The 24,431-nt window shown below is 63.4% G+C and carries 30 protein-coding genes; 8 read left to right on the top strand and 22 right to left on the bottom strand.

The features are described 5' to 3' along the window. Positions 1–57 precede the first annotated feature (57 nt). Positions 58–459: a GFA family protein gene (locus AC1DYC_RS17270; protein ID WP_477408416.1), complete on the top strand. Its 402-nt coding sequence runs from the start codon at positions 58–60 to the stop codon at positions 457–459. Positions 460–579: 120 nt separating this feature from the next. On the opposite strand, the gene AC1DYC_RS17265 is transcribed toward AC1DYC_RS17270, so the two are convergent. The 8 genes from AC1DYC_RS17265 to AC1DYC_RS17230 all read right to left on the bottom strand — a co-directional run bounded on the left by AC1DYC_RS17265 (position 580) and on the right by AC1DYC_RS17230 (position 7,236). Further along, positions 580–864: a hypothetical protein gene (locus AC1DYC_RS17265; protein WP_477408414.1), complete on the bottom strand. Its 285-nt coding sequence runs from the start codon at positions 862–864 to the stop codon at positions 580–582. Between the two features lie 173 nt (positions 865–1,037). Further along, complete coding sequence (dxs, locus tag AC1DYC_RS17260; RefSeq protein ID WP_477408412.1) at positions 1,038–2,951, bottom strand: 1-deoxy-D-xylulose-5-phosphate synthase; 1,914 nt, start codon at positions 2,949–2,951, stop codon at positions 1,038–1,040. Between the two features lie 109 nt (positions 2,952–3,060). Next, complete coding sequence (locus tag AC1DYC_RS17255) at positions 3,061–3,981, bottom strand: pirin family protein (RefSeq protein ID WP_477408410.1); 921 nt, start codon at positions 3,979–3,981, stop codon at positions 3,061–3,063. A gap of 10 nt (positions 3,982–3,991) precedes the next feature. Next, entirely contained in the window at positions 3,992–4,258 is a 267-nt protein-coding gene (locus AC1DYC_RS17250) for a DUF2277 domain-containing protein (protein ID WP_112563862.1), read from the bottom strand. A 45-nt stretch (positions 4,259–4,303) separates the two neighbouring features. After that, positions 4,304–4,555, bottom strand: a complete 252-nt coding sequence (locus AC1DYC_RS17245; protein WP_142866766.1) for an exodeoxyribonuclease VII small subunit — start codon at positions 4,553–4,555, stop codon at positions 4,304–4,306. A gap of 3 nt (positions 4,556–4,558) precedes the next feature. Continuing rightward, a complete protein-coding gene (locus AC1DYC_RS17240; protein ID WP_477408408.1) occupies positions 4,559–5,485 on the bottom strand; it encodes a histone deacetylase family protein in 927 nt (308 codons plus the stop codon). A gap of 71 nt (positions 5,486–5,556) precedes the next feature. Next, entirely contained in the window at positions 5,557–6,534 is a 978-nt protein-coding gene (locus AC1DYC_RS17235; protein WP_477408406.1) for a hypothetical protein, read from the bottom strand. A gap of 93 nt (positions 6,535–6,627) precedes the next feature. Beyond that, positions 6,628–7,236, bottom strand: coding sequence for a TetR/AcrR family transcriptional regulator (locus AC1DYC_RS17230; protein WP_477408404.1), 609 nt, complete (start codon positions 7,234–7,236; stop codon positions 6,628–6,630). Positions 7,237–7,356: 120 nt separating this feature from the next. On the opposite strand from AC1DYC_RS17230, the gene AC1DYC_RS17225 reads away from it, so the two are divergent. Continuing rightward, complete coding sequence (locus AC1DYC_RS17225; protein WP_477408402.1) at positions 7,357–8,580, top strand: MFS transporter; 1,224 nt, start codon at positions 7,357–7,359, stop codon at positions 8,578–8,580. Between the two features lie 64 nt (positions 8,581–8,644). On the opposite strand, the gene AC1DYC_RS17220 is transcribed toward AC1DYC_RS17225, so the two are convergent. The 3 genes from AC1DYC_RS17220 to aroC form a co-directional block, all read right to left on the bottom strand. Then, entirely contained in the window at positions 8,645–9,061 is a 417-nt protein-coding gene (locus tag AC1DYC_RS17220; protein ID WP_477408400.1) for a hypothetical protein, read from the bottom strand. A gap of 18 nt (positions 9,062–9,079) precedes the next feature. After that, entirely contained in the window at positions 9,080–10,180 is a 1,101-nt protein-coding gene (gene ribB, locus AC1DYC_RS17215; protein WP_477408398.1) for a 3,4-dihydroxy-2-butanone-4-phosphate synthase, read from the bottom strand. A 74-nt stretch (positions 10,181–10,254) separates the two neighbouring features. After that, positions 10,255–11,370 carry a chorismate synthase gene (gene aroC, locus AC1DYC_RS17210; RefSeq protein ID WP_477408396.1) on the bottom strand — a complete coding sequence of 372 codons (1,116 nt, stop codon included), beginning with the start codon at positions 11,368–11,370 and terminating at the stop codon, positions 10,255–10,257. 184 nt (positions 11,371–11,554) lie between these two features. Between aroC and AC1DYC_RS17205 the strand changes: the two genes are divergently transcribed. Beyond that, the gene (locus tag AC1DYC_RS17205) at positions 11,555–11,809 is read left to right on the top strand and encodes a DUF1344 domain-containing protein (RefSeq protein ID WP_023747552.1); all 255 of its coding nucleotides are present in this window, start codon (positions 11,555–11,557) and stop codon (positions 11,807–11,809) included. 113 nt (positions 11,810–11,922) lie between these two features. Here AC1DYC_RS17205 and AC1DYC_RS17200 read toward each other — a convergent pair whose 3' ends face one another. The 3 genes from AC1DYC_RS17200 to mddA form a co-directional block, all read right to left on the bottom strand. Further along, positions 11,923–12,510 carry a histidine phosphatase family protein gene (locus AC1DYC_RS17200; RefSeq protein WP_477302832.1) on the bottom strand — a complete coding sequence of 196 codons (588 nt, stop codon included), beginning with the start codon at positions 12,508–12,510 and terminating at the stop codon, positions 11,923–11,925. A gap of 40 nt (positions 12,511–12,550) precedes the next feature. Then, positions 12,551–13,369 carry an enoyl-ACP reductase FabI gene (gene fabI, locus AC1DYC_RS17195; protein ID WP_477263358.1) on the bottom strand — a complete coding sequence of 273 codons (819 nt, stop codon included), beginning with the start codon at positions 13,367–13,369 and terminating at the stop codon, positions 12,551–12,553. A 226-nt stretch (positions 13,370–13,595) separates the two neighbouring features. Beyond that, complete coding sequence (mddA, locus tag AC1DYC_RS17190; protein WP_477408394.1) at positions 13,596–14,330, bottom strand: methanethiol S-methyltransferase; 735 nt, start codon at positions 14,328–14,330, stop codon at positions 13,596–13,598. Positions 14,331–14,518: 188 nt separating this feature from the next. On the opposite strand from mddA, the gene AC1DYC_RS17185 reads away from it, so the two are divergent. After that, positions 14,519–15,154, top strand: a complete 636-nt coding sequence (locus AC1DYC_RS17185; RefSeq protein ID WP_477408392.1) for a TetR/AcrR family transcriptional regulator — start codon at positions 14,519–14,521, stop codon at positions 15,152–15,154. 19 nt (positions 15,155–15,173) lie between these two features. Here the strand turns inward: AC1DYC_RS17185 and AC1DYC_RS17180 are convergent, their stop codons facing one another. Further along, positions 15,174–16,100: a DnaJ C-terminal domain-containing protein gene (locus AC1DYC_RS17180; RefSeq protein ID WP_477408390.1), complete on the bottom strand. Its 927-nt coding sequence runs from the start codon at positions 16,098–16,100 to the stop codon at positions 15,174–15,176. Positions 16,101–16,223: 123 nt separating this feature from the next. After that, the gene (locus tag AC1DYC_RS17175; protein WP_477408388.1) at positions 16,224–16,685 is read right to left on the bottom strand and encodes an RT0821/Lpp0805 family surface protein; all 462 of its coding nucleotides are present in this window, start codon (positions 16,683–16,685) and stop codon (positions 16,224–16,226) included. 40 nt (positions 16,686–16,725) lie between these two features. Between AC1DYC_RS17175 and pdxH the strand changes: the two genes are divergently transcribed. From pdxH to AC1DYC_RS17160, 3 genes are read left to right on the top strand one after another with little or no spacing between them, the layout of a single operon-like run. Then, positions 16,726–17,343, top strand: a complete 618-nt coding sequence (pdxH, locus tag AC1DYC_RS17170) for a pyridoxamine 5'-phosphate oxidase (RefSeq protein WP_477408386.1) — start codon at positions 16,726–16,728, stop codon at positions 17,341–17,343. Positions 17,344–17,398: 55 nt separating this feature from the next. After that, a complete protein-coding gene (locus AC1DYC_RS17165; RefSeq protein ID WP_477408384.1) occupies positions 17,399–17,698 on the top strand; it encodes a LysE family translocator in 300 nt (99 codons plus the stop codon). Beyond that, positions 17,677–17,997 carry a LysE family translocator gene (locus AC1DYC_RS17160; protein ID WP_477408382.1) on the top strand — a complete coding sequence of 107 codons (321 nt, stop codon included), beginning with the start codon at positions 17,677–17,679 and terminating at the stop codon, positions 17,995–17,997. The genes AC1DYC_RS17165 and AC1DYC_RS17160 overlap by 22 nt, the downstream gene beginning before the upstream one ends. Before the next feature lie 42 nt (positions 17,998–18,039). Here AC1DYC_RS17160 and AC1DYC_RS17155 read toward each other — a convergent pair whose 3' ends face one another. The 6 genes from AC1DYC_RS17155 to AC1DYC_RS17130 all read right to left on the bottom strand — a co-directional run bounded on the left by AC1DYC_RS17155 (position 18,040) and on the right by AC1DYC_RS17130 (position 23,971). Continuing rightward, on the bottom strand, positions 18,040–18,609 hold the full coding sequence (locus AC1DYC_RS17155) for a hypothetical protein (RefSeq protein WP_477408380.1): 570 nt from the start codon (positions 18,607–18,609) through the stop codon (positions 18,040–18,042). After that, complete coding sequence (locus tag AC1DYC_RS17150) at positions 18,606–19,202, bottom strand: hypothetical protein (protein ID WP_477408378.1); 597 nt, start codon at positions 19,200–19,202, stop codon at positions 18,606–18,608. The genes AC1DYC_RS17155 and AC1DYC_RS17150 overlap by 4 nt, the downstream gene beginning before the upstream one ends. Further along, positions 19,199–19,783: a hypothetical protein gene (locus tag AC1DYC_RS17145; protein ID WP_477408376.1), complete on the bottom strand. Its 585-nt coding sequence runs from the start codon at positions 19,781–19,783 to the stop codon at positions 19,199–19,201. The genes AC1DYC_RS17150 and AC1DYC_RS17145 overlap by 4 nt, the downstream gene beginning before the upstream one ends. Continuing rightward, a complete protein-coding gene (locus AC1DYC_RS17140) occupies positions 19,776–21,101 on the bottom strand; it encodes a hypothetical protein (protein ID WP_477408374.1) in 1,326 nt (441 codons plus the stop codon). Before AC1DYC_RS17140 ends, AC1DYC_RS17145 begins: the two co-directional genes overlap by 8 nt. Positions 21,102–21,416: 315 nt before the next feature. Beyond that, on the bottom strand, positions 21,417–22,169 hold the full coding sequence (locus AC1DYC_RS17135) for a crotonase/enoyl-CoA hydratase family protein (protein WP_477408986.1): 753 nt from the start codon (positions 22,167–22,169) through the stop codon (positions 21,417–21,419). Positions 22,170–22,201: 32 nt separating this feature from the next. Next, the gene (locus AC1DYC_RS17130; RefSeq protein ID WP_477408372.1) at positions 22,202–23,971 is read right to left on the bottom strand and encodes an acyl-CoA dehydrogenase; all 1,770 of its coding nucleotides are present in this window, start codon (positions 23,969–23,971) and stop codon (positions 22,202–22,204) included. 194 nt (positions 23,972–24,165) lie between these two features. Here AC1DYC_RS17130 and AC1DYC_RS17125 point away from each other — a divergent pair, with 194 nt between their 5' ends. After that, positions 24,166–24,402, top strand: coding sequence for a hypothetical protein (locus AC1DYC_RS17125; RefSeq protein ID WP_477408370.1), 237 nt, complete (start codon positions 24,166–24,168; stop codon positions 24,400–24,402). Positions 24,403–24,431 lie beyond the last annotated feature (29 nt).

Here is a 24,431-nt window from a genome sequence, read left to right as displayed (position 1 = left end):
CACGCGGTCCGGCAAGATGCCTGGGCGGGATGGCTCGGGCAATGCGGAGGAGAACGAATGCTGACGGGAACCTGCCATTGCGGCGCTGCCCACTGGACCCTGGAGGGCGACCCCGGCCCGATCACCGCCTGCAACTGCACGCTTTGCCGCCGCTATGGCACGCTGTGGGCCTATGATTTTGTCGATGAGCGCATCCGGGTTGCGGGACCTCTGCGTTCCTACACCCGCGCTGGGAAAGACGAGCCGTCGCTGGAGATCCTGTTTTGCCCGACCTGTGCCTGTGTGCTCGCCTGGCGCGGAATGCGCACCGGCTCCAGCGGCCGCACGCGGATCGCCGTCAATGTCAGGCTGGCGCCGCCGGAGGCGGTCGCCGACCTGCCGATCGATCATTTCGACGGTCTCGATACCTACGATGACCTGCCACGCGATGGCCGCTGCGTGCGCGATATGTGGTTTTAAGCATGATCCCGAAAAGTGGGAACCGGTTTTCTCAGACAAACGGGAACCGTTTTGTCCGGAGATCATGCTCAAGCAAAAGAGATAGAGCCCCATCCCGATCCCATCGGGATGGAACAGGCTCTAGAAAATAGTGCGCGAAACCGGCCGTTCGACGGCGGGCACCAAGCCGTCACCCGCATCGCCCGAGGCCTGCTTGCGCGGCGGCTCGACAGGCGCGACAGGAGCGTCCGACACGACGACGAACTGCGGCACCTGCTTGTAGGAGAAGCCGCCCCTGATGTTGCCCATCTTACCGGCGACGATCTCGACCACCGCCTGTTCGAGCTTGCGGTCGTAGCGCGTTTCGGCCACGGCCGGCGCGGCGATGACAGCCAAAAAGGCCACGCCGCACAGAAGCGTTCGCATTGTTTTTAACTCCCTGCCTTGGTCGCGTTTTAGCAGGGCGGCGTTGAAAAACGGCCAAAAGACACGGTAAGCGAAACGCCAAAGGGGAGCGTTAACAGAATGTTACGGAAGGAAGCCGGCAAACCGCTTCAAAGGCTTGAGATTTTGATTCAGGCGCGGTGCGCGAGATTTGTTCAGGCGCGCTGCGCGCGGGCGGAATGGCCGAGCGCCACAAACACCGTGCGCACGATGCCGGCGGCATCGAGCCCGGCGTCGGCATACATTTTTTCCGGTTTGGCGTGGTCGGTGAACTCGTCCGGCAGCACCAGCGGCCGCACTTTCAGGCCGCTTTCCAGCAGGCCTTCATGGGCGAGGAACTGCAGCACATGGCTGGCGAAGCCGCCGACAGCGCCCTCTTCCACCGTCACCAGCACTTCGTGCGAGCGGGCAAGACGGCGGATCAGATCCTCGTCGAGCGGCTTGGCGAAGCGGGCGTCGGCAACCGTCGTCGAAAGCCCAGCCGCGCCGAGTTCCTCGGCGGCGATCAGGCAATCCTGCAAGCGCGTGCCGAAGGACAACAGCGCCACCTTGGTGCCTTCCTTGACAATGCGGCCCTTGCCGATTTCGAGCAGCGAGCCGCGCTCCGGCATGTCGACGCCGACGCCATTGCCGCGCGGATAGCGGAAGGCGATCGGGCCTTCGTCATAATAGGCGGCGGTGCGCACCATGTGGCGAAGCTCCGCCTCGTCGGCGGCCGCCATCACCACAAAGCCCGGCAGCGTCGCCAAAAACGTGGTGTCGAAGGCGCCGCAATGGGTGGCGCCGTCGGCGCCGACAAAGCCGGCGCGGTCGATCGGGAAGCGCACCGGCAGTTTCTGGATCGCCACGTCGTGGACGACCTGGTCGTAGGCGCGCTGTAGGAAGGTCGAATAGATGGCGGCGAAGGGCTTGTAACCTTCGGTGGCGAGGCCGGCGGCAAAGGTCACCGCGTGCTGCTCGGCGATGCCGACATCGAAGGTCCGGGTCGGAAACGCTTCGCCGAACAGGTCAAGGCCGGTGCCGTTCGGCATGGCGGCGGTGACGGCGACGATGCGGTCGTCCAGCCGCGCTTCCTGGATCAGGCTTTCGGCGAACACCTTTGTGTAGGCCGGCGCGTTGGCCGGCGCCTTGGTCTGCGCGCCGGTGATGACGTCGAACTTGTTGACGCCATGATATTTGTCGGGCGCGGCCTCGGCCGGGCCGTAACCCTTGCCCTTCTGAGTCACGACATGGATCAGCACCGGGCCGTCGGCATGGTCGCGGACATTCTTCAAGACCGGGATCAGATGTTCGAGATTGTGCCCGTCGATCGGCCCGATATGGTAGAAGCCAAGCTCCTCGAACAGCGTGCCGCCGGTGACGTAGCCGCGCGCATGTTCGACCGCCCGCGTGATGGCGCGATCGGCGCGCTTGCCGAGATAGGAGGTCAGTTTCTTGCCGAAATCGCGCAGGCCGAGATAGGTCTTCCCTGAAGCGAGCCGCGCCAGATAGGCGCTCATGGCGCCGGTCGGCGGTGCGATCGACATGTCGTTGTCGTTGAGGATGACGATCAGGCGGGCATCGAGCGCGCCGGCATTGTTCAATGCCTCGAAGGCCATGCCGGCCGACATGGCGCCGTCGCCAATGACGGCAATGACATTGTTGTTGCCGCCGGAGAGGTCGCGCGCCATGGCCATGCCGAGGCCGGCGGAAATCGAGGTCGAGGAGTGCGCGGCGCCGAACGGGTCGTATTCGCTCTCGGCGCGCCGGGTGAAGCCGGACAGGCCGCCCTCCTGGCGCAGCGTGCGGATGCGGTCGCGGCGGCCGGTCAGGATCTTGTGCGGGTAGGCCTGGTGGCCGACATCCCAGATCACCCGGTCTTCCGGCGTGTTGAAAACATAGTGCAGCGCCACGGTCAGTTCGACGACACCGAGGCCGGCGCCGAGATGCCCGCCCGTATGCGAGACGGCATCGATCAGCTCGGCACGCAGCTCCGAGGCCAGCTGCGGCAGCTCGCTTTCGTCAAGCTTCTTCAGGTCGGCGGGAATGCGGACCTTGTCGAGAAGCGGCGTGTGCAGCGTTGCGTTCACTGTTTAGGAGCCTGCCCAGCTATTTTCGTTCATGCGCGTTGATCATGGGCGAAATATGCCTGCGCCGCCCGAATGTAAATGCGTGTCAGTGACGCGGGTGAAGCTGGCGTTAATTGCCCGGTAACGGAATGAACTCTTCCTCATCTCCAGGAACGATATCGAAGCGGCCCGTCTTCCATTCTTGCTTGGCCTGTTCGATACGCTCCTTCGACGACGAGACGAAGTTCCACCAGATGTGGCGTGGGGAGCCGAGCGATGCCCCACCGAACAACATGAAATGGGCGCCGCGTTCGGATGAGACGACGAGTTCGTCGCCGGGCCGGAACACCAGCAGACGCTCGGCCGGAAAGCGGTCGCCCGATATCGAGACATCGCCGTCCAGCGTGTAGATGGCGCGTTCCTCGGCGTCGGCGGGAATTTTCACACTGGCGCCGGGCGCCAGGCGCAGATCGGCGTAGAGTGTCTCGGTGTCGGCTCTTACCGGCGAGCGCAAACCAGAGAAATCGCCGATCACCACGCGACCGCTGACGCCTTCGGCGTCGATTTCGGGCAGATGGAGCGCCGCGGTGTTCTCGAACACCGGCGCCACCTCCTCCTTACCGTCGGGCAGCGCCAGCCAGGTCTGCAGGCCGGAGACCGACATCGGCGCGCCGCGCAGTTCGTTGGGCGTGCGCTCGGAATGAACGATGCCGCGGCCGGCGGTCATCAAATTCACATCGCCGGGCTGGATGACCATCTCGGTGCCGAGCGAGTCGCGGTGCCTGATCTTGCCGTCGAACAGATAGGTGACGGTGGAAAGCCCGATATGCGGGTGCGGCCGGACATCGAGCGCCTGGCCGGCGCGCAATATGGCCGGACCCATGCGATCGAAGAAGATGAAGGGACCGACCAGGCGCCGCCTTGCCGTCGGCAGAGCGCGGCGAACCTGAAAACCGTCAATGTCCTTGGCGTTCGGAATGACCATCAGCTCGATCTGGTCGCTGGCGAAGGCGTCACCAGGCTCAGGATCCCTGCCGGGGAAAAAACTCATCTGGATATCCTCAGGCGAAGCGCAGCGCCGATTTGGCTTTTGCCTTGGCCGCCACCTCTTCGCGATTGCGCGGATGATGGTTGGTTTCGAGCGAATGCAACAATTCATGCGCCGATTCAGCGATCGCCTCGACGGCGCGGTCGAAGGCCGCCTGGTTGCGCTGCGAAGGGCGCGTCGTCCCGCTCAATTTGCGCACGAACTGAAGGGCGGCGTCGCGGATCTCGTCATGGGTTGCCGGCGGATCGAAGTTGAACAGGGTCTTGATGTTTCTGCACATGCTTGAACTCCTTACCTGCTTTCTCTGCCCGCCCCGTTTGACAAATTACTCCGCGTCGAGCGGCTCGGTTCCCACCGGCTTGCCGTCACGCGACAGCCTGATCTTCTCGACCTTGTCTTCGGCCGACTTCAGCAGCCGGTCGCAATGGGCCTTCAGCGCCTCGCCGCGTTCATAGATCCTGATCGACTGATCGAGCGGCACGTCGCCGCGTTCGAGATCATCGACGATCTTTTCCAGCGCGTCGAGTGCCTGCTCGAAGCTCATCGCCTTGACGTCTTCATTTGCTTCGCCAGCCATGCTTTATCCCTTCATCAGCCGCCCGACATGGGCGGCGACCGAAAATGCCAATCCCTGCAGATCGTAGCCGCCCTCGAGCAAGCTGACGAGCCGGTTGCCGCTGTGGCGCCCGGCGCGTTCCAGCAACTGGCCGGTCGCCCAGTCGAAATCGTCTTCGCTGAGGTTGATCTCGGCCAGCGGGTCGCGATGGTGGGCGTCGAAACCGGCGGAAATAATGATCAGGTCTGGCGCAAAATTGTCGAGCGCCGGCAGGACGCGCGACAGCAAGGCATCGCGGAACATGTCCGAGCCGGTCTGCGGCGCCAGCGGCGCGTTGACGATGTTTCCGGCGCCGGTTTCGGTCTTGGCGCCGGTGCCGGGATAGAGCGGCATCTGGTGCGTCGAACAATAGAGCACCGAGGGATCGTCCCAGAAGATGTCCTGCGTGCCGTTGCCGTGATGGACGTCCCAGTCGACGATGGCGACGCGCTCGGCGCCATGTTTCTTCTGGGCATAGCGGGCCGCGATGGCCGCGGTGTTGAACAGGCAGAACCCCATCGCCGTGGTCTTTTCGGCATGATGGCCGGGCGGACGCGCGGCAACAAAGGCGTTGGCGACGCGGCCTTCGAAGACGTCGTCGACGGCGGCATTTGCCGCGCCAATGGCGGTGACCACCGCCTGCCAGCTTTTCGGGCTGGCGCTGGTGTCGGCGTCGATTGCGGCGATGCCGCTTTCAGGGATCGCAGCGCGGACGCGGGCGACGAAATCCTCGGGGTGGGCATAAAGGATGGTGGCCTCGTCGCCTTGCTGCGCCGTGACCCGATCGAGCGCGGCAAAAGCCTCGTCGTCGAGCACGCGCTCGATGGCGCGCAAGCGGTCGGGTCGCTCCGGATGACCGGGCGGCGTCAGGTGTTCGAGGAAGATCGGATGGGTGTAGAGCCTTGTGACCATGACCCGATATAGGCGCGCCCGGCCGCTTTGACCATGGTTTGACGCCGCGCCGCCCCGACGTTCAACAGGGTTTAGGTGCTCGGCTGCGTCCAGCGCGAGCCGCCGAATGAGGCCAGCGCCTTGTCCCTGAGCTCCCGGAACTTGGACGACGCCTCGGCCAGCCGCTGGTCCCATTCGGCGTTCGGCACCTGGCCTTCAATGGTCTTGAAATAGACCTGCATCAGGCAGGCGATGGCGAAGGGTTCGATGAATGCCGCCTTGAAGGCCCAGGCCAGCAGGATCGCCAGCACGAAGGCCCAGCCGCCGAGCTGCCCCGGAATGAACCACATGATGGCGGCGGCCGGCGCCAGCATCAAAAGGAAGATGACGAAGGAGACGCCCCACATGATGACCGCCAGCCAGACGGCGTTCTTGACCATGGTCTTGCCGTTCTGGGCATAGAGCACGACGCCTTGCCTGGCTGTCTCGAAGGGCGTGGATGAATTAATGCGGATGTTGTAGCCGAGGATGATCTCGTCGACATAGGTCAGCGACAGGCGGATCACCGTGTTGATGAACGAGACAAGGCCGCCGAGCCCCGGAATGGGCAGGAAGGCGGCTATGCCGCCGATCAGGCCGGTGATGGCGCGGATGGCGCCCTTGACCAACTGGTCGACCACGAAAAGGATGTTGGCCTCGGCGAAACGCTCCTTCACCACATCCTTGGCGTAGGCGATCTGGTCCTGGCCATTGGGGATGTCACGGCCGTCGATCAGATGGACCATGACGGCGATATGGCCGGCCTTGACGACGTAGAGGATGTATTCGCGGACCCAGTAGAGCGCGATCGAAACGACGCCGATGCCGACGATGCCGCCCCAGAGCGCGAAGGACAGCGGCCCGTCAGGATCGGTGGAGATGTGGCCGACGCCATAGCCGACCGAGGCGCCGCTGCCGGTCGCCACGATATAGGCGAGCGTGATGCCGAAATAGACGATCATACGAAAGACGATGAAGGGCCATGTCCTGATCATGATGGACACCGACCTGCCTATATCGAAATCCCACATGCCCGAATCTCCCCTCAGAGAATGGACGGCGAGGATGATCCTGGGCCCGGAATTGTCAACATCGGCAAATGCCGGGTATCGGCCGGTGTGATTTCAGACCGGCTGTGAACCCTGCTTTTTCAGCAACCCTTCGAGCAGCTGCTTGAAGGCGGCCACCACGGCCTTTGACGTCGCTTCGGGGTCGTTGGAATTGGCGATCCGCTGCGCTGCCTGGCTGCTGGCGCCGTTGATCAGACGCGCGGCGGTCTCGGGGTCGACGCCAGGGACGACCACCCCCTCCTGCTGAAGACTGGTCAGATGATCGGTCATTGAACCGACGCAGGCATTGGCGTTCGGCCATTGCGCCGGATCGCCGAGCACGGCTGGGCCATCGCGGAACATGATGCGCTGGATTTCCGGCTCCAGCGCCATTTCGATATAGGTTGTGCATTCGTCGACGAAACGCTGCCAGCGGGTCGGCGCCTTCGACGCGATCTCATTGATGCGGACCGCCATCTCGGCATCGATTTCGGCGATGACCGCCTGCAGCAACCCCTTCTTGTCGCCGAAATGGTGATAGAGCGCGCCGCGCGTCAGTCCGGCCGAGGCGGTGAAGTCGTCCATCGACGCCTCGGCATAGCCGATCGTGCCGAAGGCACTGCGCGCCGCCGTAATCAGCTTGGCACGCGTCTCGGCAATCATTTCCTTGCGGGGTCTGTGCATGGCTCTGGACCTACTTACATACGCATCGTATGCCAATTGACATACGCGACGTATGACCTATCTTACAATCATACGCATCGTATGTAATTGTCGAATTGGCCTTTGTCGAGGAACCAAGCCATGCAAAACCCCTACGCCGAAATCTTTCGCGCCCCCGGAGCCAAGGGCTTTGCGGCCGCCGGCTTCCTGGCCCGCCTGCCGATCGCCATGGCGCCGATCGGCATCGTGGCGATGCTGTCGCAAACGCGCGGCGAATACTGGCTGGCGGGTGCGGTCGCGGCGGCCTTCGCGCTGAGCAACGCTTTTGTGGCGCCGCAGATCTCACGGCTGGTCGACCGCCTTGGCCAGACGCGGGTCGTGGTGCCCACCACCATCGTCACCGTGCTCGCCTTCGCGGTGCTGATCGCGGCGGCCAATCAGGACTGGCCCATATGGACGCTGTTCGTGTCGGCGCTGGCGGCTGCCGCCATGCCCAGCATGCCGGCCATGGTGCGCGCGCGCTGGACCGAGATTTTTCGCGGCCGGCCGCAGATGAACACCGCTTTCGCCTTCGAGTCGGCTGCGGACGAACTCGTCTACATCGCAGGCGCATCGCTGTCGGTGGGCTTGAGCGCCGCCCTCTTCCCCGAAGCTGGTGTTCTGGTGAGCACGCTGTTCCTCGCTATCGGCTCGACAGCCTTCATCCTGCAGCGTTCGACCGAACCGCAAGTCCGGCCGGTGGATCATGTCACGAGCGGCTCGGCAATCCGGCTGCGGCCGGTGCAGATCATCACCTTTGCCCTGATCTTCATTGGCGCGACCTTTGCGACGACGGAAGTGAGCACGGTGGCGATCACCAAGGAACTCGGCCAGCCGGGCGCCGCCAGCCTGGTCATCGGCGTCTATGCGCTGGGATCGTTCGTGCTCGGCCTCGTCGTCGGCGCGCTCAATCTGAAGGCGCCGCTGCAACGCCAGTTGGCCATTGCGGTCGCCTTGGTCGCGCTCGGCACGCTGCTGCCGCTCACCGCCGACTCAGTGCCGCTCTTGGCGCTGACCGTGTTCATCAGCGGCGTGGCGATCTCGCCGACCTTCATCACTGCCTTCGGCCTGATCGAGCGGCACGTGCCCGAAGCGATGCTGACCGAAGGCATTACCTGGGTGATGACCGGCATAGGCATCGGCATGGCGCTGGGATCGTTTGCCGCCGGCGCGGTGGTCGATGAATTCGGCGCCCGGAACGGGTTCTGGGTCTCGGTGGCTGCAGGGGTTATCGCATTGCTCACGGTGTTGATTGGCCAGCGCAGCCTGGCCACCCACACGTGCGACCTCGAAGAATGCGACGCGACCGCCGTTCCCGCGGAATAAACGCACAGGCGTCCGGTTCGGAATGCGGGCCGGACGCTGCTTCTTCGAAAAGAGCCTGACCTGCCTAAGACTGTTCAAACCGCTTGCGAATCTCGTCCCCATCGAGAACGACAACAGGACTTCCCAGTGTCTCGACCATATCCGGGTCCAGGTGGGGTAGGGTTTCGGCACGCCCAACCATCGGCGGGCATTCTCCAGCGCAATAAACGACCGAGTTGGTGACGCGCAGGATTTTCCACAGGGCCTCGTAGAGGCGCGGATCGTCCGCTGGCCGCGCGACGGTGAAGCCGGAACATTGCGAGGCATCGCCGGGGTCGAAATTGAGATAGAGGTCGGCCGACGAAGCATCGTCATAGGTAACGACCCAGAACTCAGCCTCACGCCTGGTGATGAACTGCGCGAAGGCATCCTCGACGATCGCCGTGGGGAAGAAGCTCTCTTCGCCACCTTCAAAGCAATTGAGGTATGCCTCGAAGCTCATCCGACTGCCCCCAGTACCCTAGATAATCTCGGTCTTGGCGATGTGAATGCCAAAGCCTTCGAGGCCGACATAGTGGCGCTCGCGCGAGGCGATCAAATTGATCGAGGAAATGCCGAGATCTTTCAAAATCTGCGCGCCGAGGCCGATTTCGCGCCATTCGTTCTCGCGGCGGCGGGCCTCTTCATGGTCCTCGCGGTCTGCGCTCAGCGGCCGCTTGCGCTCCTGATGGGCGACGCCGACCGAGCCCTCCCTGAGATAGACGATGACGCCGCGCTTGCGTTCGCCCATCGCCTTCATGATGCCATCGAGCCTGTGGCTGGTGCCGAACACGTCGGTCACCACATCCTCCGAATGCAGCCGCACCGGCACGTCCTCGCCGTCCCTGATGTCGCCGAAAACGATGGCGACATGGTGCATGGAGTCCCAGGGCAGCGTGTAGGTGAAGACCTGCGCCTTGCCGCCGAGCGTATCGATCTCGGAACAGGCAACGCGCTCGACCAGCGTTTCCTTGCGCTGCCGGTAGGCGATGAGGTCGGCGACGGAGACCTGCTTGAGGCCGTGTTCTTCCGCGAAGGCCGCCACCTGCGGACCGCGCTTGACGGTGCCGTCGTCATTGACGAGTTCGGAAATGACGCCAACCGGCGGCAGGCCGGCGAGCTTGCACAGGTCAACCGCGGCTTCTGTATGGCCCGAGCGCATCAGCACGCCGCCTTCGCGCGCGATCAGCGGGAAGATATGGCCGGGACGGACGAAGTCGGAGCCGCCGACATTGCCGTTGGCAAGGTTGCGCACGGTCAGCGTGCGGTCCTCGGCCGAAATGCCGGTGGTTGTGCCATGCTTGAAATCGACGCTGACGGTGAAGGCGGTGGTGTGGGCGGAATCATTGTCGGCCACCATCGGCGACAGATTCAGCCGCTTCGCCTCCTCGCGCGGCATCGGCGTGCAGACGATGCCGGAGGTGTGGCGGATGATGAAGGCCATCTTTTCCGGCGAGCAATGCACGGCGGCAACGATCAGGTCGCCCTCATTCTCGCGCCCGTCATCGTCCATGACGACGACGATCTCACCGCGCTCGAATGCGCGGAGGGCTTCGACGATTTTCTTCTGATCGTATGGCATTGGCTCGCTTCGCTCGCAGGGAATAGGGATTGGGCAGTAGGGATTAGGGAAGGAAAGTCGGGCTGGCCTGCTGCCTAATCCCTACTGCCTACTCCCTTTCCCGTCTGTCCTCGATGCCGCAGATAATGATCGGCGATCGCGCAGGCAACCATGGCCTCGCCGATCGGCACCGCGCGAATGCCGACGCAGGGGTCGTGGCGGCCCTTGGTCATGACATCGACGTCGTTGCCGTCCTTGTCGATGGATTTGCGCGGCGTCAGGATCGACGAGGTCGGCTTGACGGCGAAACGGGCGATAATCGCCTGGCCGGTCGAGATGCCGCCCAAAATGCCGCCGGCATTGTTGGAAAGGAAGACAGGCTTGCCGTCATTGCCCATGCGCATCTCGTCGGCGTTCTGTTCGCCGGTGATGCGGGCAGCCTCGAAACCATTGCCGATCTCGACGCCCTTGACGGCGTTGATCGACATCAGGCCGGACGCAATGTCCTGGTCGAGCTTGGCATAGATCGGCGCGCCGAGGCCGGCCGGCACGCCGTCGGCGACGATCTCGATCACCGCGCCGACCGAGGAGCCGGACTTGCGGATGCCGTCGAGATATTGCGTGAAGACCGGAACCGAGGCCGGATCCGGGGTGAAGAACGGGTTTTCGGCGTCGCCAATGAAATTCCAGTTCCAGTTGGCGCGGTCGATCGATTTTTCGCCCATCGAGACCAGCGCGCCGCGTACAACCATGCCGGGCACCACCTTGCGGGCAAGCGCGCCGGCTGCCACGCGCGCTGCCGTCTCACGCGCCGAGGAGCGGCCGCCGCCGCGATGGTCGCGCACGCCGTATTTGACATCATAGGTGTAGTCGGCATGGCCCGGCCGGTACTGGCGGGCGATCTCGCCATAGTCCTTGGAGCGCTGGTCGACATTCTCGATCAGCATCGAGACCGGCGTGCCGGTGGTGATCATCGTCTCGCCGTCCTCGTCGAGGATGAAGCCTGACAGCACCTTCACTTCATCCGGTTCGCGGCGCTGCGTCACAAAACGTGACTGGCCGGGACGGCGCTTGTCGAGTTCGGCCTGGATTTCGGCCCGCGTGAAACGGATGCCGGGCGGGCAGCCGTCGACGACACAGCCGAGCGCGGCGCCATGGCTTTCGCCCCAGGTGGTGACGCGGAACAGATGGCCGAACGTGTTGTGAGACATGGATTTTAGCCCTGCCCGGCATGAGAGCCGGCTTAAGCCTGCCTTCTATTGGCGTTTTCCACAGGGGTCAAACTGTGATCTGGCGGTTTTAGTTTTGACACATTCGGTTGGTTTCTGCTCTCTTCCATCCGCCCGTTGAAAGCTCGCCGCTACCTGTGCAGGCGCAATGACAAAGAGGACGACGATGCGTACCCTGATTGGCGCTGCTGCCGCCATGTTGCTGATTTCCACTGCCGCCTATGCCGGCCAGACCGAAGGCCTGATCAAAAAGGTCGACAAGGACGCACTGACGTTGACGCTGGAGGACGGCAAGTCCTACAAGCTCAATGCCGAAACCGATCTCGACTCGCTGAAGCCCGGCATGGATATCGTGATCGCCTATGACGTGACGAATGGCGAGAACGTCGTCACCGACATGGAACTGCCCGATACCGAGTAGGACTATCACCGAACAGCTTTTGGCGGCTCCAAGGAGCCCAGCTACACAAACAGGACGGATGTCCTGTTTGTTAGGTCCTTAGACATTCGAAATTCAGGCTTCTGGCTTCTGACCTAGAGCCACTCCAGACGTCCGCCCTGCAGCCTGAGCAGGCGGTCCTGCCATACTTCCAGATTCGCCGCCTCGTCTTCGGAAACGCCCTCGACCATCCTGAACAGGGTCCGTATGACCCCGCCATGGGTGACGCAGACGGTCGGGCGGTCCAGCGCGTCGAACCAGGGTTTTACCCGCTCGAGCAGCATTTGATAGCTTTCGGCGCCTTCGCCCGGCGGCTGAAAATTCCATTTGTCCCGCGCGCGAGACTTTTTTGCGCCGGGAGACTGCGTCTCAAGCTCGGCAAAGGTAAAACTCTGCCAATCGCCGAAATTGACTTCGATCAGCCTGGTGTCGGTTCGATAGGCGAGCGGATCGAGCTTCATCGCGGCGCGGATGCGCTCCATCGTTTCACGCGTCCGCCTCATCGGGCTGGCAACGAAATCGAAATCCCTGACATCGCTTATCAGCTCGGCCAGCCGATGCCCGTTCGCGGTCGCCTGCTGGCGGCCAACCGCATTGAGATCGGTATCCGCCTGTCCCTGCAGGCGGGCCTCGGCGTTCCACGCCGTCTGGCCGTGGCGCGCGATATAAACCAGCGGGTACATCAGGTCTTCCGGGGTCAGGACTGACGACGGTTGGCGGGTGCTATTCCTTGACGGTCGAAATATCCGGCGCGTCGACCGCCTTCATGCCGACGACGTGATAGCCGGAATCGACATGGTGCACTTCGCCGGTGACGCCACGCGACAGGTCAGACAGGAAATAGACGCCGGAATCGCCGACTTCTTCCTGGGTGACGGTCTGCTTCAGCGGCGAATTGTATTCGTTCCACTTCAGGATGTAGCGGAAATCGCCGATGCCGGAAGCAGCCAAGGTCTTGATCGGGCCGGCCGAGATGGCGTTGACGCGGATCTTCTTGCCGCCGAGATCGACGGCGAGATAACGCACGCTGGCTTCGAGCGCGGCCTTGGCGACACCCATTACGTTGTAGTGCGGCATCACCTTTTCGGCGCCGTAATAGGTCAGCGTGAGCAGCGAGCCGCCATCGGTCATCAGCGCCTCGGCGCGCTTGGCGATGGTGGTGAAGGAATAGACCGAAATGTCCATGGTGCGCAGGAAATTGTCGCGCGTCGTCTCGACATAGCGGCCGGTCAGCTCGTCCTTGTCGGAAAAGGCGATGGCGTGGACGAGGAAGTCGAGCTTGCCCCAGTGCTTGGCGACATTGGCAAACACCTCGTCGAGGCTCGCCGGATCGGTGACGTCGCAATGGCCGGCGACAAAGGCGCCCAGTTCCGCAGCCAGCGGCTCGACGCGCTTCTTGAACGCTTCGCCCTGGTAGGTCAGCGCGATCTCGGCGCCATGGTCGACGCAGGCCTTGGCGATGCCGTAGGCGATCGATCTGTTGTTGGCGACGCCCAGTATAAGCCCGCGCTTGCCGGCCATAAGGCCCTGTCCACCCGCCATGTCAGCGCTCTCCGAAAGATTTTCTGCTTTGGAGTGCCTATCGCACAGGCAGAAAGGCGCATCAAGCGCAGACGGGGCGCGCGTTCAATTCAGACACCGGGCAAACAACAATTGGGGGTATGTAAAGTGTTTGTGAGCTTCAAATGGCTCACTGCGGTCAGCGCGCCTCGACGGCCCAGGCCCGCGACCGACCAGCCGAATCGGCCGGTCGGCACCGGATGCGACCCTATTCCGTCACTTTGCGCCAGGGAATGAGCATTCCCACCTGCTTGCGGTAGCGGCGGTACTGATCGCCGAACATCGCGATGAGATCGCGTTCCTCGAGGAAGATGCCGAGCAGGATGTAGCCGGTGCTGCCGGTTGCGAAGAGGAGGTGGCCCCATGTCATGGACGGCGTCGCCCAGAAGGCCAGCAGAAAGCCGACATAGATCGGGTGCCGGACCCATTTGTAGAAAAGCGGCGTCCTGAACACAGGCTGCGGCAGTTCCGTCTTGCGCAAGGCCGCGAAGACCTGGCGCAGGCCAAACAGTTCGAAATGGTTGATCAGGTAGGTGCTGATCAGCAAGACAGCCCAGCCGAGCCAGAACACGCCATGGAGGACGGCAACCCAGAACGGGTTCTCGACCGTCCAGACGGCGCCGAGGATCGGCCGCCATTGCCAGTAGAGCAGCAGCAGGATCAGGCTGGCCAAGAGCACATAGGTGCTGCGTTCGGCCGCGTGCGGGACAATGCGCGTCCACCAGCGCTTGAACACCGGCCGCGCCATGATGCTGTGCTGGGCCGCGAAAAGACCGAGCAGCAGCGCGTTGACGATGACAGCTTCAACCGGGCTTCCCACGATCCCTGAATCGATCGATTTCGGCACGGCAATGTTGCCCACGAAACCAACAGCATAGAGAAACGAGCCAAGAAATATCAGGTATGCGGCAACGCCGTAGATAAGGGTGATTACGCCCGCCATGACTGCCCCTCCATGCAAGCATCAAAAAATTCGGTCGGTCGACCGAATTCATGGTCAAAAACCATAAATTTAATAGCGAGTCAACTTGATCGGTCGCTCGACCGAGATATGGTGGCGAGACGTCCAGCCCGGACAGGAGAACCTATGACCCGCCCAGATTGTGCTGAATCCGACGGCAGGCACACGGCATGACGGACGCTGCTGAAGCCGTTGCACCGCCTCAGAGCAAGCCAAAGCGCGACACGCGCGCCGAATTGATTTCGGCGGCCGAACTGTGCCTCTATCGGGGTGGCTATGCGGATCTGTCGACGCGCCGCGTTGCCGAGATCGCCGGCGTTCCGCTCAGCCAGATCCACTATCATTTCGGTTCCAAGGAACGGCTGTTCCTGGCCCTGCTCGACCATCTGAACGAGGGGCTGTTGAAACGCCAGGCGGAGACCTTTGCAGCACCGATGCCGCTCTGGCAGCGTTGGGAGCGCGCCTGTGATTTCCTTGATGACGATCTGGCCTCCGGCTATGTCCGGATCCTGCACGAGATGATCGCCGCAAGCCTGTCGAGCCCCGAAATCGCCAAAGCGGTGCGCCGCGACCTGCGCGGCTGGTTCGAACTGCTGGCGGAATTGGCTAGGGAGGCCGAACAGCGGTTCGGCAGCCTCGGGCCATTCTCCGCCGCCGAAGTGACCAGCCTGGTCAGCGCCGCCTTCCTTGGCAGCGAGACGATGATCCTGCTGGAGATCGAGAGCCCGCATGTCCCGGTGCGACAGGCGTTGCGCCGCTTCGGCGAAACCATCCGCCGGATGGAGGAAGCGGCGCCCGGCAGCTAGCAGGCGAGATGAACTCGCGTCAGCCTTTGCGGCCGCGCATCAGCGCTTCGAGGTCGGGGTCGCCGCCTTCGGGCAGCATGATGCGGACATGGGCGTAGAGATCGCCATGGCCGCCGGCCTTTTCCGGCAAGCCCCTGCCCTTGAGACGCAGAACCTTGTCCGAACTCGACCAGGCCGGGACATTGACCGCCAGCCTGCCGGTGGGCGTCTCGACCGGTACCTTGGCGCCCAGCACCGCATCGGCCAGCGCCACATCGAGGTCGGCATGCAAGTCGCGGCCTTCGATGCGATAGCGCGGATGCCTGCGGATATGGATCTTGACCAGCGCGTCGCCCGGCTGTCCCGAGCCCTGCTCGCCCTGGCCCTTCAGCCGGATGGTCTGACCTTCCTCGACATAGGCCGGCAGCTTGACCGCCATCTTGCGCCCGTCAGGGAACATGGCGGTGACCTTCTCGGCGGTCGCGATCTCCTCGATGGTGACGTCGAGCGTCACGTTGAGGTCCGCTGCCTGCGCCGGCTGGCGGCGATCACCCGCGCCGGCACCGCGCGCGCCGGAAAAGGCGTCGCCAAAGATTTGGCTGAAGATGTCGCTGTTGCCGTCGAACGGATCGCCGCCCGGACGCCCTGAGCGGAATTCGAAGCGCGAGCCGCCGGCGCCCTGCTGGCGGCGAAAGCCGCCAAACGGATCGCCACCGGCAGCACCTTCAAAACCCTGGAATTTCGGCTTGCCGTCCGCGTCGATCTCGCCGCGGTCGAACGCCGCACGGTTCTTCTCGTCGCCGATGACCTCATAGGCCTGGTTGGCGGCGGCAAAGCGGTCCTTCGCCTTGGGATCATTCGGGTTCTGGTCCGGATGATGCTTCTTGGCGAGTTTGCGGTAGGCCGATTTAATGTCCTTGGCCGATGCGTTCTTGGCAACGCCCAGCACCTCATAGGGGTCGCGCATGCGTCCTGCCCTGGAAAAAGAGTGAATCCACGTTGCCCCCTATATGCGCTCGCATAGGAAGAAATTCCAGTAGCGCAGAGGCTTTATCGACGGCTGAAATTGCGGCGCCTGCAATGCCCGGGATCAGAGCGGTTTGAAGTCCTGCATGTGCCAGCCGCCGGCGCCGGCCATGCACAGTTCCCCCTTGAACAAGGCGACGCCATCGAAGCTTTCACGCGAGGCGGTGAAGCTGCGGCAGGTCTGGCCGTTGTCCTGCAACTCGGCGAGTTCGGTGATGGAGCCGCGCGATCCGGTGCCGGCATTCGCCCACGGCACGGCCTGGCCGCGAAGCTCCTCAATGTCGGCTGAAGAGACCGCATTACCGATGGTGGTCTGGTCGGAGGCGCTGTCAGCGTCGGCCGACGTAGCCTTGGCCGGCGCGCTCGAGGTGACGATGGAACGGTCGACCTCGGCTTTTTCCAGGCTGAAGCCGCCGGCGCCACAGGCGGCAAGCGGCAAGGCGACGATCACGATCACGACTTTCGAACTGGCCGAAGCGATAGCGCTCCATTGCCCGCTGTCAAAAGCTTGCGCGATACGCGACAATCGGCAACCTCCTGAAGCTCGAGACAATTTGAGAAAAACTATGAGTGACACTGAGTTAACAAGTGGTGACTTTACCGAGGCCGCGGAGCCGTTCCGGCTCTTTGCCACATGGCTGGAGGACGCCACCAAGAGCGAGATCAACGACGCCAACGGCGTGGCGCTGGCAACCGTCGATGCCGACGGCATGCCGGATGTGCGTATGGTTCTGCTCAAGGGGTTCGATGAAAGCGGCTTTGTCTTCTACACGAATTTCGAGAGCGCCAAGGGCCGCGAGATTCTTGGCAGCATGAAGGCGGCTATGTGCTTTCACTGGAAATCGCTGCGCCGCCAGGTGCGTATTCGCGGGCCGGTGGAGATCGTCAGCGACGCCGAAGCGGACGCCTATTACGCGACGCGGCCGCGCGGCAGCCGCATCGGCGCCTGGGCCTCGAAACAGTCGCGGCCGCTGGAAAGCCGCTTTGCGCTGGAGAAGGCGGTGGCCGAATACACGGCGCGCTACCCGATCGGCGAAATTCCCAGGCCCAAGCACTGGTCGGGCTTCCGCATCGTACCGCAGGCCATCGAGTTCTGGCACGACCGGCCGTTCCGGCTGCACGACCGCCTGGTCTTTTCACGCAACGCCGAAGGCGGCTGGGACAAGACGCGGCTTTATCCCTGACGCTTGTGAAATGGCGCGGGTATCCTAGCTGATCTGGCTGCAAAGGGAGAATCCAATGAGCCTGTTCCTGGCCTTTCTCGGTGTCTCTTTCATCGTGCTTGCGACGCCCGGACCCGACACCGCCATCACCATCCGCAACACGCTGCTTGGCGGGCGTGCGGCCGGCGTCTTCACCGCGCTCGGCATCTCCAGCGGCCAGACGATCTGGGCGCTGGCCACCAGCGCCGGCATCGTCGCCCTGCTGGTCGCTTCGGAGCCGCTCTTCCTTGCGGTCAAGTATGCGGGTGCCGCCTATCTCGTCTATCTCGGCTTCAAGGCGCTGCACGAAGCGCTTTGGCCGTCCCACGGCGGCTGACGGCGGCCGCCGCCTATCGCCAGGGGCTGATCAGCGATCTCGGCAATCCCAAAATGGCAGTGTTTTTCGCCAGCCTGCTGCCGCAATTCGTACCGCCCGGCGGGGAAAGCTTTGCGGCGCTGCTCGGTCTCGGTGTGGTGTTCGCCGTTATGACCTTCACCTGGCTGGCGCTCTACGCAACGGTTGTCGCCAAGGCGGGGGATTTCCTGCGCCGGCCATCGATCCGCCGCGCCATCGAAGGCGTGACCGGAATTGTGCTGATCGGCTTGGGCATCCGCATCGCGACCGAACACCGGTAGCGCCTCATCCCGTCCAGGCGGCGCCAGTGACAATGTGGGAGATCAATCCTTTTCCAGCTGGAACAGCAGGAAATGCGGTCGTTCGCTGCCGAGCCCGACCGCCGGCCTGATCGATTTGGTCGCCGCCTTCGGCACCAAAAAGGTTTCGCGCAGATTGAGCGTGTCGCCGGTCTTGGCGCCGGAGAAGATCGCCGAAATGCAGGTCTGCACATTGTCCGGCGTTCTCAGCGAGACAATGGACGTCGGCGACCAGCGCCGTCCCTCGGCATCGATCAACATCACCTTGCAGCCAAGCCATAGGTTCTGCAGGTCGGGATCGCCCACGGTCACCGAAAAATCTGCCAGCACCGGTACGGAATCAGGCGGCAGGTTCTTCATGCCGAAGGCGCCGCGCAGATCGGTCAGTTTCCAGTCGCTGCCGCCGAAATGCGCGCTCTGGCCCCAGGCGACGCGGCGCTCAAACAAATCATTGTCGGCCAGCAACGCCTTGACACTGTCATAGGCCTCCACGGCCAGGGTCAAAGGAATCAGCACAAGCAGCGCCCAAAGGCTGCGGCGCCGCCACTTTTTCTCGCCAACGCCACTGTCCGGAACCATACTCTGCGCCGTCATTTCGTTTGCCCATCAATCGGCTGCAACAGATCGAGCGTGTCGACGGTTCCGGCAGGCATCCCATCGGCCGAGGCAGCGACCGGCCCAAGCGAAATCTCAGCCTGCGAATCGAGCGCCGCCAGCAGCTTGCTCGAGACGAGTACCGTCGCGTTGCCGACCTCCTCCGGGCTCACCTCGAAGACCAGTCTGGCCTTCCTCGGCAGGCCGGGATCGACAGTGACCGGGAGAAAGCCGTTGTTGACGAAGGACAGCCGCTCGGTGTGGTCGTAAGTCAGCCCCGACGGTCCGCGCCAGGATGCGACCGCAACTGAGGTCGATCTCTCCGTGGCCGCGAACTCGACCGTCACCACCGCCCACACGCCGCCGGTGGTCAGCACCTTCGTCTCGCCGAACCGATCCGTCTTGAGCTTGCGCGCAAACTCCAGCTTTTCGGCGCGAACCTCGAAGCTGCGACCGACGATGGTATCTCCGACCTTGCCGCGTACCGGGATAGGACCGATCAGCTCGCCATAATGCGGCTTCGACATCTGCAGGCCGTAGCAGAGGGCCACAGCGACAAGCAGCAAAACGAGATTGGCCAGTCTGCGCATCATGGCTGGCCTCCAGTGTCGGGCGCAACAGGAACAGTCAGCGTGCCGACCGGGCTCGGATTGAACCAGCCGGGCAGGCCGTAGAGGTTGTCGCGCTGTTTGTAGATCTTGTTCATGACCTTGAGGTCGAGGCTTACCGGTGCGGCAGCACCTTCCGGCAGATCCCAGATATAGGCCATGCGCTCCGGCATGCCGGGATGCAGTTCCGGCGACAGCGTCTCGTCGCGCGTCAGCACGATGTACGGTTTTGTCGCCGGGTCGAGCGGCGGCCGGCTTGCCTGGAGAAGATCGAAGTAGTCCTTGGTGGATTTCGCCGTGCGGTTGGTCAGGTCGACCTCGAACACCAGCGCCTTCGTGCCGGGTTTGCGCAGCGTGCCATAGACATATTTCTCACCGCTGACATAGGCTTTCACCGGCCGCAGCAGCCATTGCCCGGTTTCGATCGGGCCGGCCGGAGCCAGAACCGGCACTTGCGCATGCCTTGCCCCGAAGGCGCCGAGCACACCAGCAACGGCAATCGCCGCCGCTGTGCCGATGCCGGCGGCAGCCCATGCTTTCAGCTTGGAGCGGGCGGTCTCAAGCATCTTGCGCCGCTCCCGCAGGGCCGACCGGCTGCGTCATCTCGCCGGTCTGGCGCTTGGGCAGCGCGAAGGCGGTTTCGAGGATCGCGGCAAGGAAGCAAATACGCAGCGGCTCCACCAGAATGCCGGTCGAAGAATCCTGGAAGGCGCTGCCGAACAGCAGCGACACGCCCTCGGACAGCACCTGCCAGGTATCGAGGTCATGCGGGCCGATGAGGCGCGTCGCGCCGAGCCACGCCCAGGCCGCCAACCAATCGATCAGCCGATAGCCGACGATCAGCGTGACGATGAGCACGAGGCCGGAACTCAGCGTCAGGCGCACGCCGTTGGCGATCGGCAGATAGCGCGAGCGATAGCCCGAGATGAAGTGCTCGACGAAGTCGCGCATGAATCTCGGAATGGTGCGGTAGCGGGCGCCGAGGCGCTCGACCCGTTCGTGCACGCGCATGAGTTCCTTGTCGTCGCGCACGTCGTAGCCATAGATCAGCGCCGTCATGACCAGCCAGATCACCGGCAAGAGCATGAAGAAGAACAGCGCGATGAGTTTTGTCGACGTATCGATGGAGGTGACCTCGACCGGAACCATCGGATCGGCAAAGGCTTTTGCGACAGGGTTGGCCACACCGTCGGCTGCGGCCTGCAGGACGGAAAAAATGTTGCGGCTCATGATCCAGCCGACGATGTCGTCCTTCCAGCGCGAGATGACGTAGAGACCGACGAAGATCCAGTTGGTTTCGCAGATCACCACGACGATCTGCCAGAAGGACTTTGCCCCGCCGCGTTTCTGCATCGCCTGGGCCAGACGCCTGACCAGCCAGGAGATGACAACGGAAAACACCAGCCAGCGCGAATCCAGCACATCCAGCACATTGCCCGCACCTTCGCCGAACGGCGCCATGTCGAGGGTGACGCGCGAATATTGCCGCACCGTATCGCCGAGAAAGCCCCAGGCGGCGTAGTAGGCGAAGAAGGGCAAGAGCGCGACGCTGACCATGCGTGCCAACCGCGTGGTGCCGCTGCTGGCTTCGCCGCCCGTCTCACCGGATGTCTGCCGGTGCGCGGCCTCCTGCGCCGCACGGATCGCCGGCAGGGCGGGAAGCAGCGTCTGGAACATAGCGACAGTGACGACAAGCTGCGTGAGCGCCACCAGTGTCAGCAGTGCCAAGCCCGCCATGTGGTTGAGGAAGGCGGTGCGCGCGGCGATCTGCATGAACAGATCGCTGCCCACAATGCCGAGCAGCACCATGGCGACCAGTTGCGGCCAGAAGCGCCACCAGAGCCTGAACGTCAGGCCAAGCGGCCTTGCAAAATCGGCAAGCATCGGACGCTCAATCCGTCAATGCAGGCCCCTTGGCATCTCGGAAGGTTGCTTTGCTTGCAGCGACGTTGCGGGCCATGTCCTCTCCACCGACTAGAGCTGTTTACCGTTTCGCGGAAACGGCAAACCGCTCTATCTCTTAGCTTTGACGCAATTCCGGACGGAAAACGGCTTCGCACTTTTCCTGGAATTGCTCTGGACCCCCGCCCGCCGGACTAGTGAGATAGGATGTGAAAACTGCGGTGTACAGGTCAAAAACACGCGCCTGACGTGTGCTTCGTTCGCACCTGACACACCCTGCCAGTGTCGTGAGATCAGCTACGCCTTCTTTCGGGTCATGAAGGCGGTGAGCGCGGCGCGCGCCTCGTCTGACTTCAGCCGTTCAAAGAAATGCTCGCTCTCCAGCTTGATGCGGGCGAGAAGTTCCTCGCGTGGCGCGCGCATCAGATCGCGGGCGATCTTCAGCGCCTGCGGCGGCTTGGCGGCGATGGCGCCGGCAGCAGCCAGTACAGCGGCTTCGAGAGCACCTTCCTCTACCACTTCGTAGATCAGCCCGGCGGCCTTGGCGCGCTCGGCGGAAAAGCCTTCGCCGAGGCCAAGCAGCGCGAAGGCGCCCTGACGGCCGAGGATGAGCGGCGCCAGCAGGCTGGAACCCGCCTCCGGCACCAGGCCGAGGTCGACGAAGGGCGTGCGGAACACCGTGCGCGGCGTGGCAAAGGTCAGGTCGCAATGCAGGTTGAGCGTGGTGCCGATGCCGACCGCAATGCCGTCGACGCCCGAGACCATCGGCTTCTCGGTTTTGGCCAGCGCCATCAGGAAGTCCCATACTTCGTTGCCGCCCTCGCCGCCGGTGGCGATGACCAGGAAATCGGCAAGGTCGTTGCCGGAAGAGAAGGCGCCTGAAACACCGAGGAAGACATGGACGCGGATCGCCGGGTCGGCGTCGCCTTCGGCCAACGCCTTGGACATCGTCGCGTACATGGCGCGCGTCAGCGCGTTCTTCTTGTCCGGGCGGTTCATGCGGATGATCTGAATGGCGCCCTGGCGCTCGACGAGAATATGGTCTGTCACGGTCATTTTTCCCTGGTAAGCGCTTTCAGTATTCAGGCTGATATCAGCGTCTTGCCGGCGGCGGCGAGGCTTTCGGCGCCATCGATGACGCGTTCCTTCAAGGCGCTGACTTCGCCAAGCAGGTTTTCGGCGAAGAAACGGCAAAGGGCGATGCGGCTTTGCTCGGCAAGCCCGCCGCGCGCCAGATAGGCGCCGCCGGCGGCAAGCGAGATCAGCCTGAGATAGGGTGTGGCACCCGCCTGCGCTTCGTCCAGACGGCCTTCGGCCAACAGCCTCTGCAGGAAGCGTGTCGCTTCGGTCAGATCATCGAACGCGCGGTCGAGGGTCTCGGCGGTGCGGCCGAACCCTTGCAGGTTCAAGGTCCGCACTTGATCGGCGACTGCCTTCAGCTCGGCGATGTATCCATGCACGTGCTCGCCGCCGCCGAGCGGCAGTTTGCGTGCCACCAGGTCGATCGCCTGGATGCCGTTGGTGCCCTCATAGATCGGCGCAATGCGCGCATCGCGATAGAGCGCCGCAGCACCCGTCTCCTCGATGAAACCCATGCCGCCATGCACCTGGACACCGAGCGAGGCGACATCGACGCCGACATCAGTGGAGAAGGCCTTGGCCAGCGGCGTCAACAGATTGGCGCGGTCGCGCCAATGCGTCGCTTGATCGCCCGACGAGACCCGCGCCAGGTCGATGGCGTGGGCGCAGGAATAGGAGATGGCGCGGGCAATCTGGGTCAGCGCCTTCATGGTCAGCAGATTGCGCTGGACGTCGGGGTGATGGACGATCGGCGCCATGCCGGCGCCTGCATAATCCGACGCCTTGCCCTGGCGGCGCTCATTGGCATAGGCGATCGCCTTCTGCGTCGCGGCTTCGGCCACCGCGACGCCCTGCATGCCGACGCACAGCCTGGCGTTGTTCATCATGGTGAACATGCAGGCGAGACCCTTGTTCTCCTCGCCGATCAGCCACCCGATGGCGCCGGGCGCAGCACCCTGGAAACCATCGCCATAGATCATGGTGCAGGTCGGCGAGGCATGGATGCCGAGCTTGTGCTCGAGGCCGGAACAGAAGACGTCGTTGCGGGCGCCGAGCGACCCGTCGTCATTGACCAGGAATTTCGGCACCAGGAACAGCGAAATGCCGCGCGTGCCGGCCGGCGCATCCGGCAGCCGCGCCAGCACCAGATGGACGATGTTGTCGGTGAAATCGTGCTCGCCATAGGTGATGAAGATTTTCTGGCCGAAAATGCGATAGGTGCCGTCGCCGGCAGGTTCGGCGCGGGTACGCAAGGCAGCGAGATCGGAACCGGCCTGCGGCTCGGTCAGGTTCATCGTCCCCATCCATTCACCGGAGACGAGCTTTGCCAGATACTTTGCCTTGAGCGCCTCCGACGCATGCTTGTCCAGCGCTTCGACCGCGCCCATGGTCAGCGTCGGGCCGATGCCGAAGGCCATGGCGGCGGAGTTCCACATTTCGAGCGCGGCGACGCCGAGCATGGTGGGCAGGCCCTGGCCGCCGAATTCTTCCGGCCCCGACAGCGCGTTCCAGCCGCCGTCGATCCAGCTGCGGTAAAGCGCCTTCCAGCCGGGCGGCGTGGTCACTGCTGCATCCTTAAGCACCGCGCCGTGCTCGTCGCCGATCTTGTAGAGCGGCGCGACCTCATCGCTGGCGAAGCAGCCGGCCTCGAACAGGATGGCGTCGACAAGGTCTTCGCCGAGATCGCCGAAAGCGCCGCTGACGAGCGCCGGCTTGAGGCCGGCAACGTGCTTCAGCGTGAACGAAATATCCTCGACCGGCGCCTTGTACATGCCGCTTTCTCCTCCGCTGCTCGCCCTCCTCGATCCTAGGACTCGGGGCGACGCAAAACCATCCGCCTTTGGGCGGCCTCCGACCTTCTTTTTACGTAAACGTCAAACTTTGTCACGCGGATTTTGCAATCTTTGTCGGCCGCGTTAGACTCCGCGCAGCCGACCGCCGACGCCAGAGCGAACCGGAACCTGCCATGCTTGCCAGACCCGAGACATACCGTTGCATCGAATGCGGTCTGCCGTATCAGGCAAGCGGCTTCTGGTACTATCATGGCGAGCTTGAAAGAGGCCCGGCCTACTGGACCGATCGCGGCATACTGTGCTCGCCCACATGCTCGCTCGCACATCACCGCAAGCGCGAGGCCGAAGGTACGCTTCCGCGGGAGCCGGCGCCTGATCCACTCGAGGTTCCGCTGGTAACGCGGCGCTGACCAGCGGAGCTGGCAATCTCCCCCCTCGT

It is taken from the genome of Mesorhizobium sp. P2_E7, from assembly GCF_056403855.1.
This window is presented reverse-complemented; position numbering and strand designations above follow the sequence as displayed.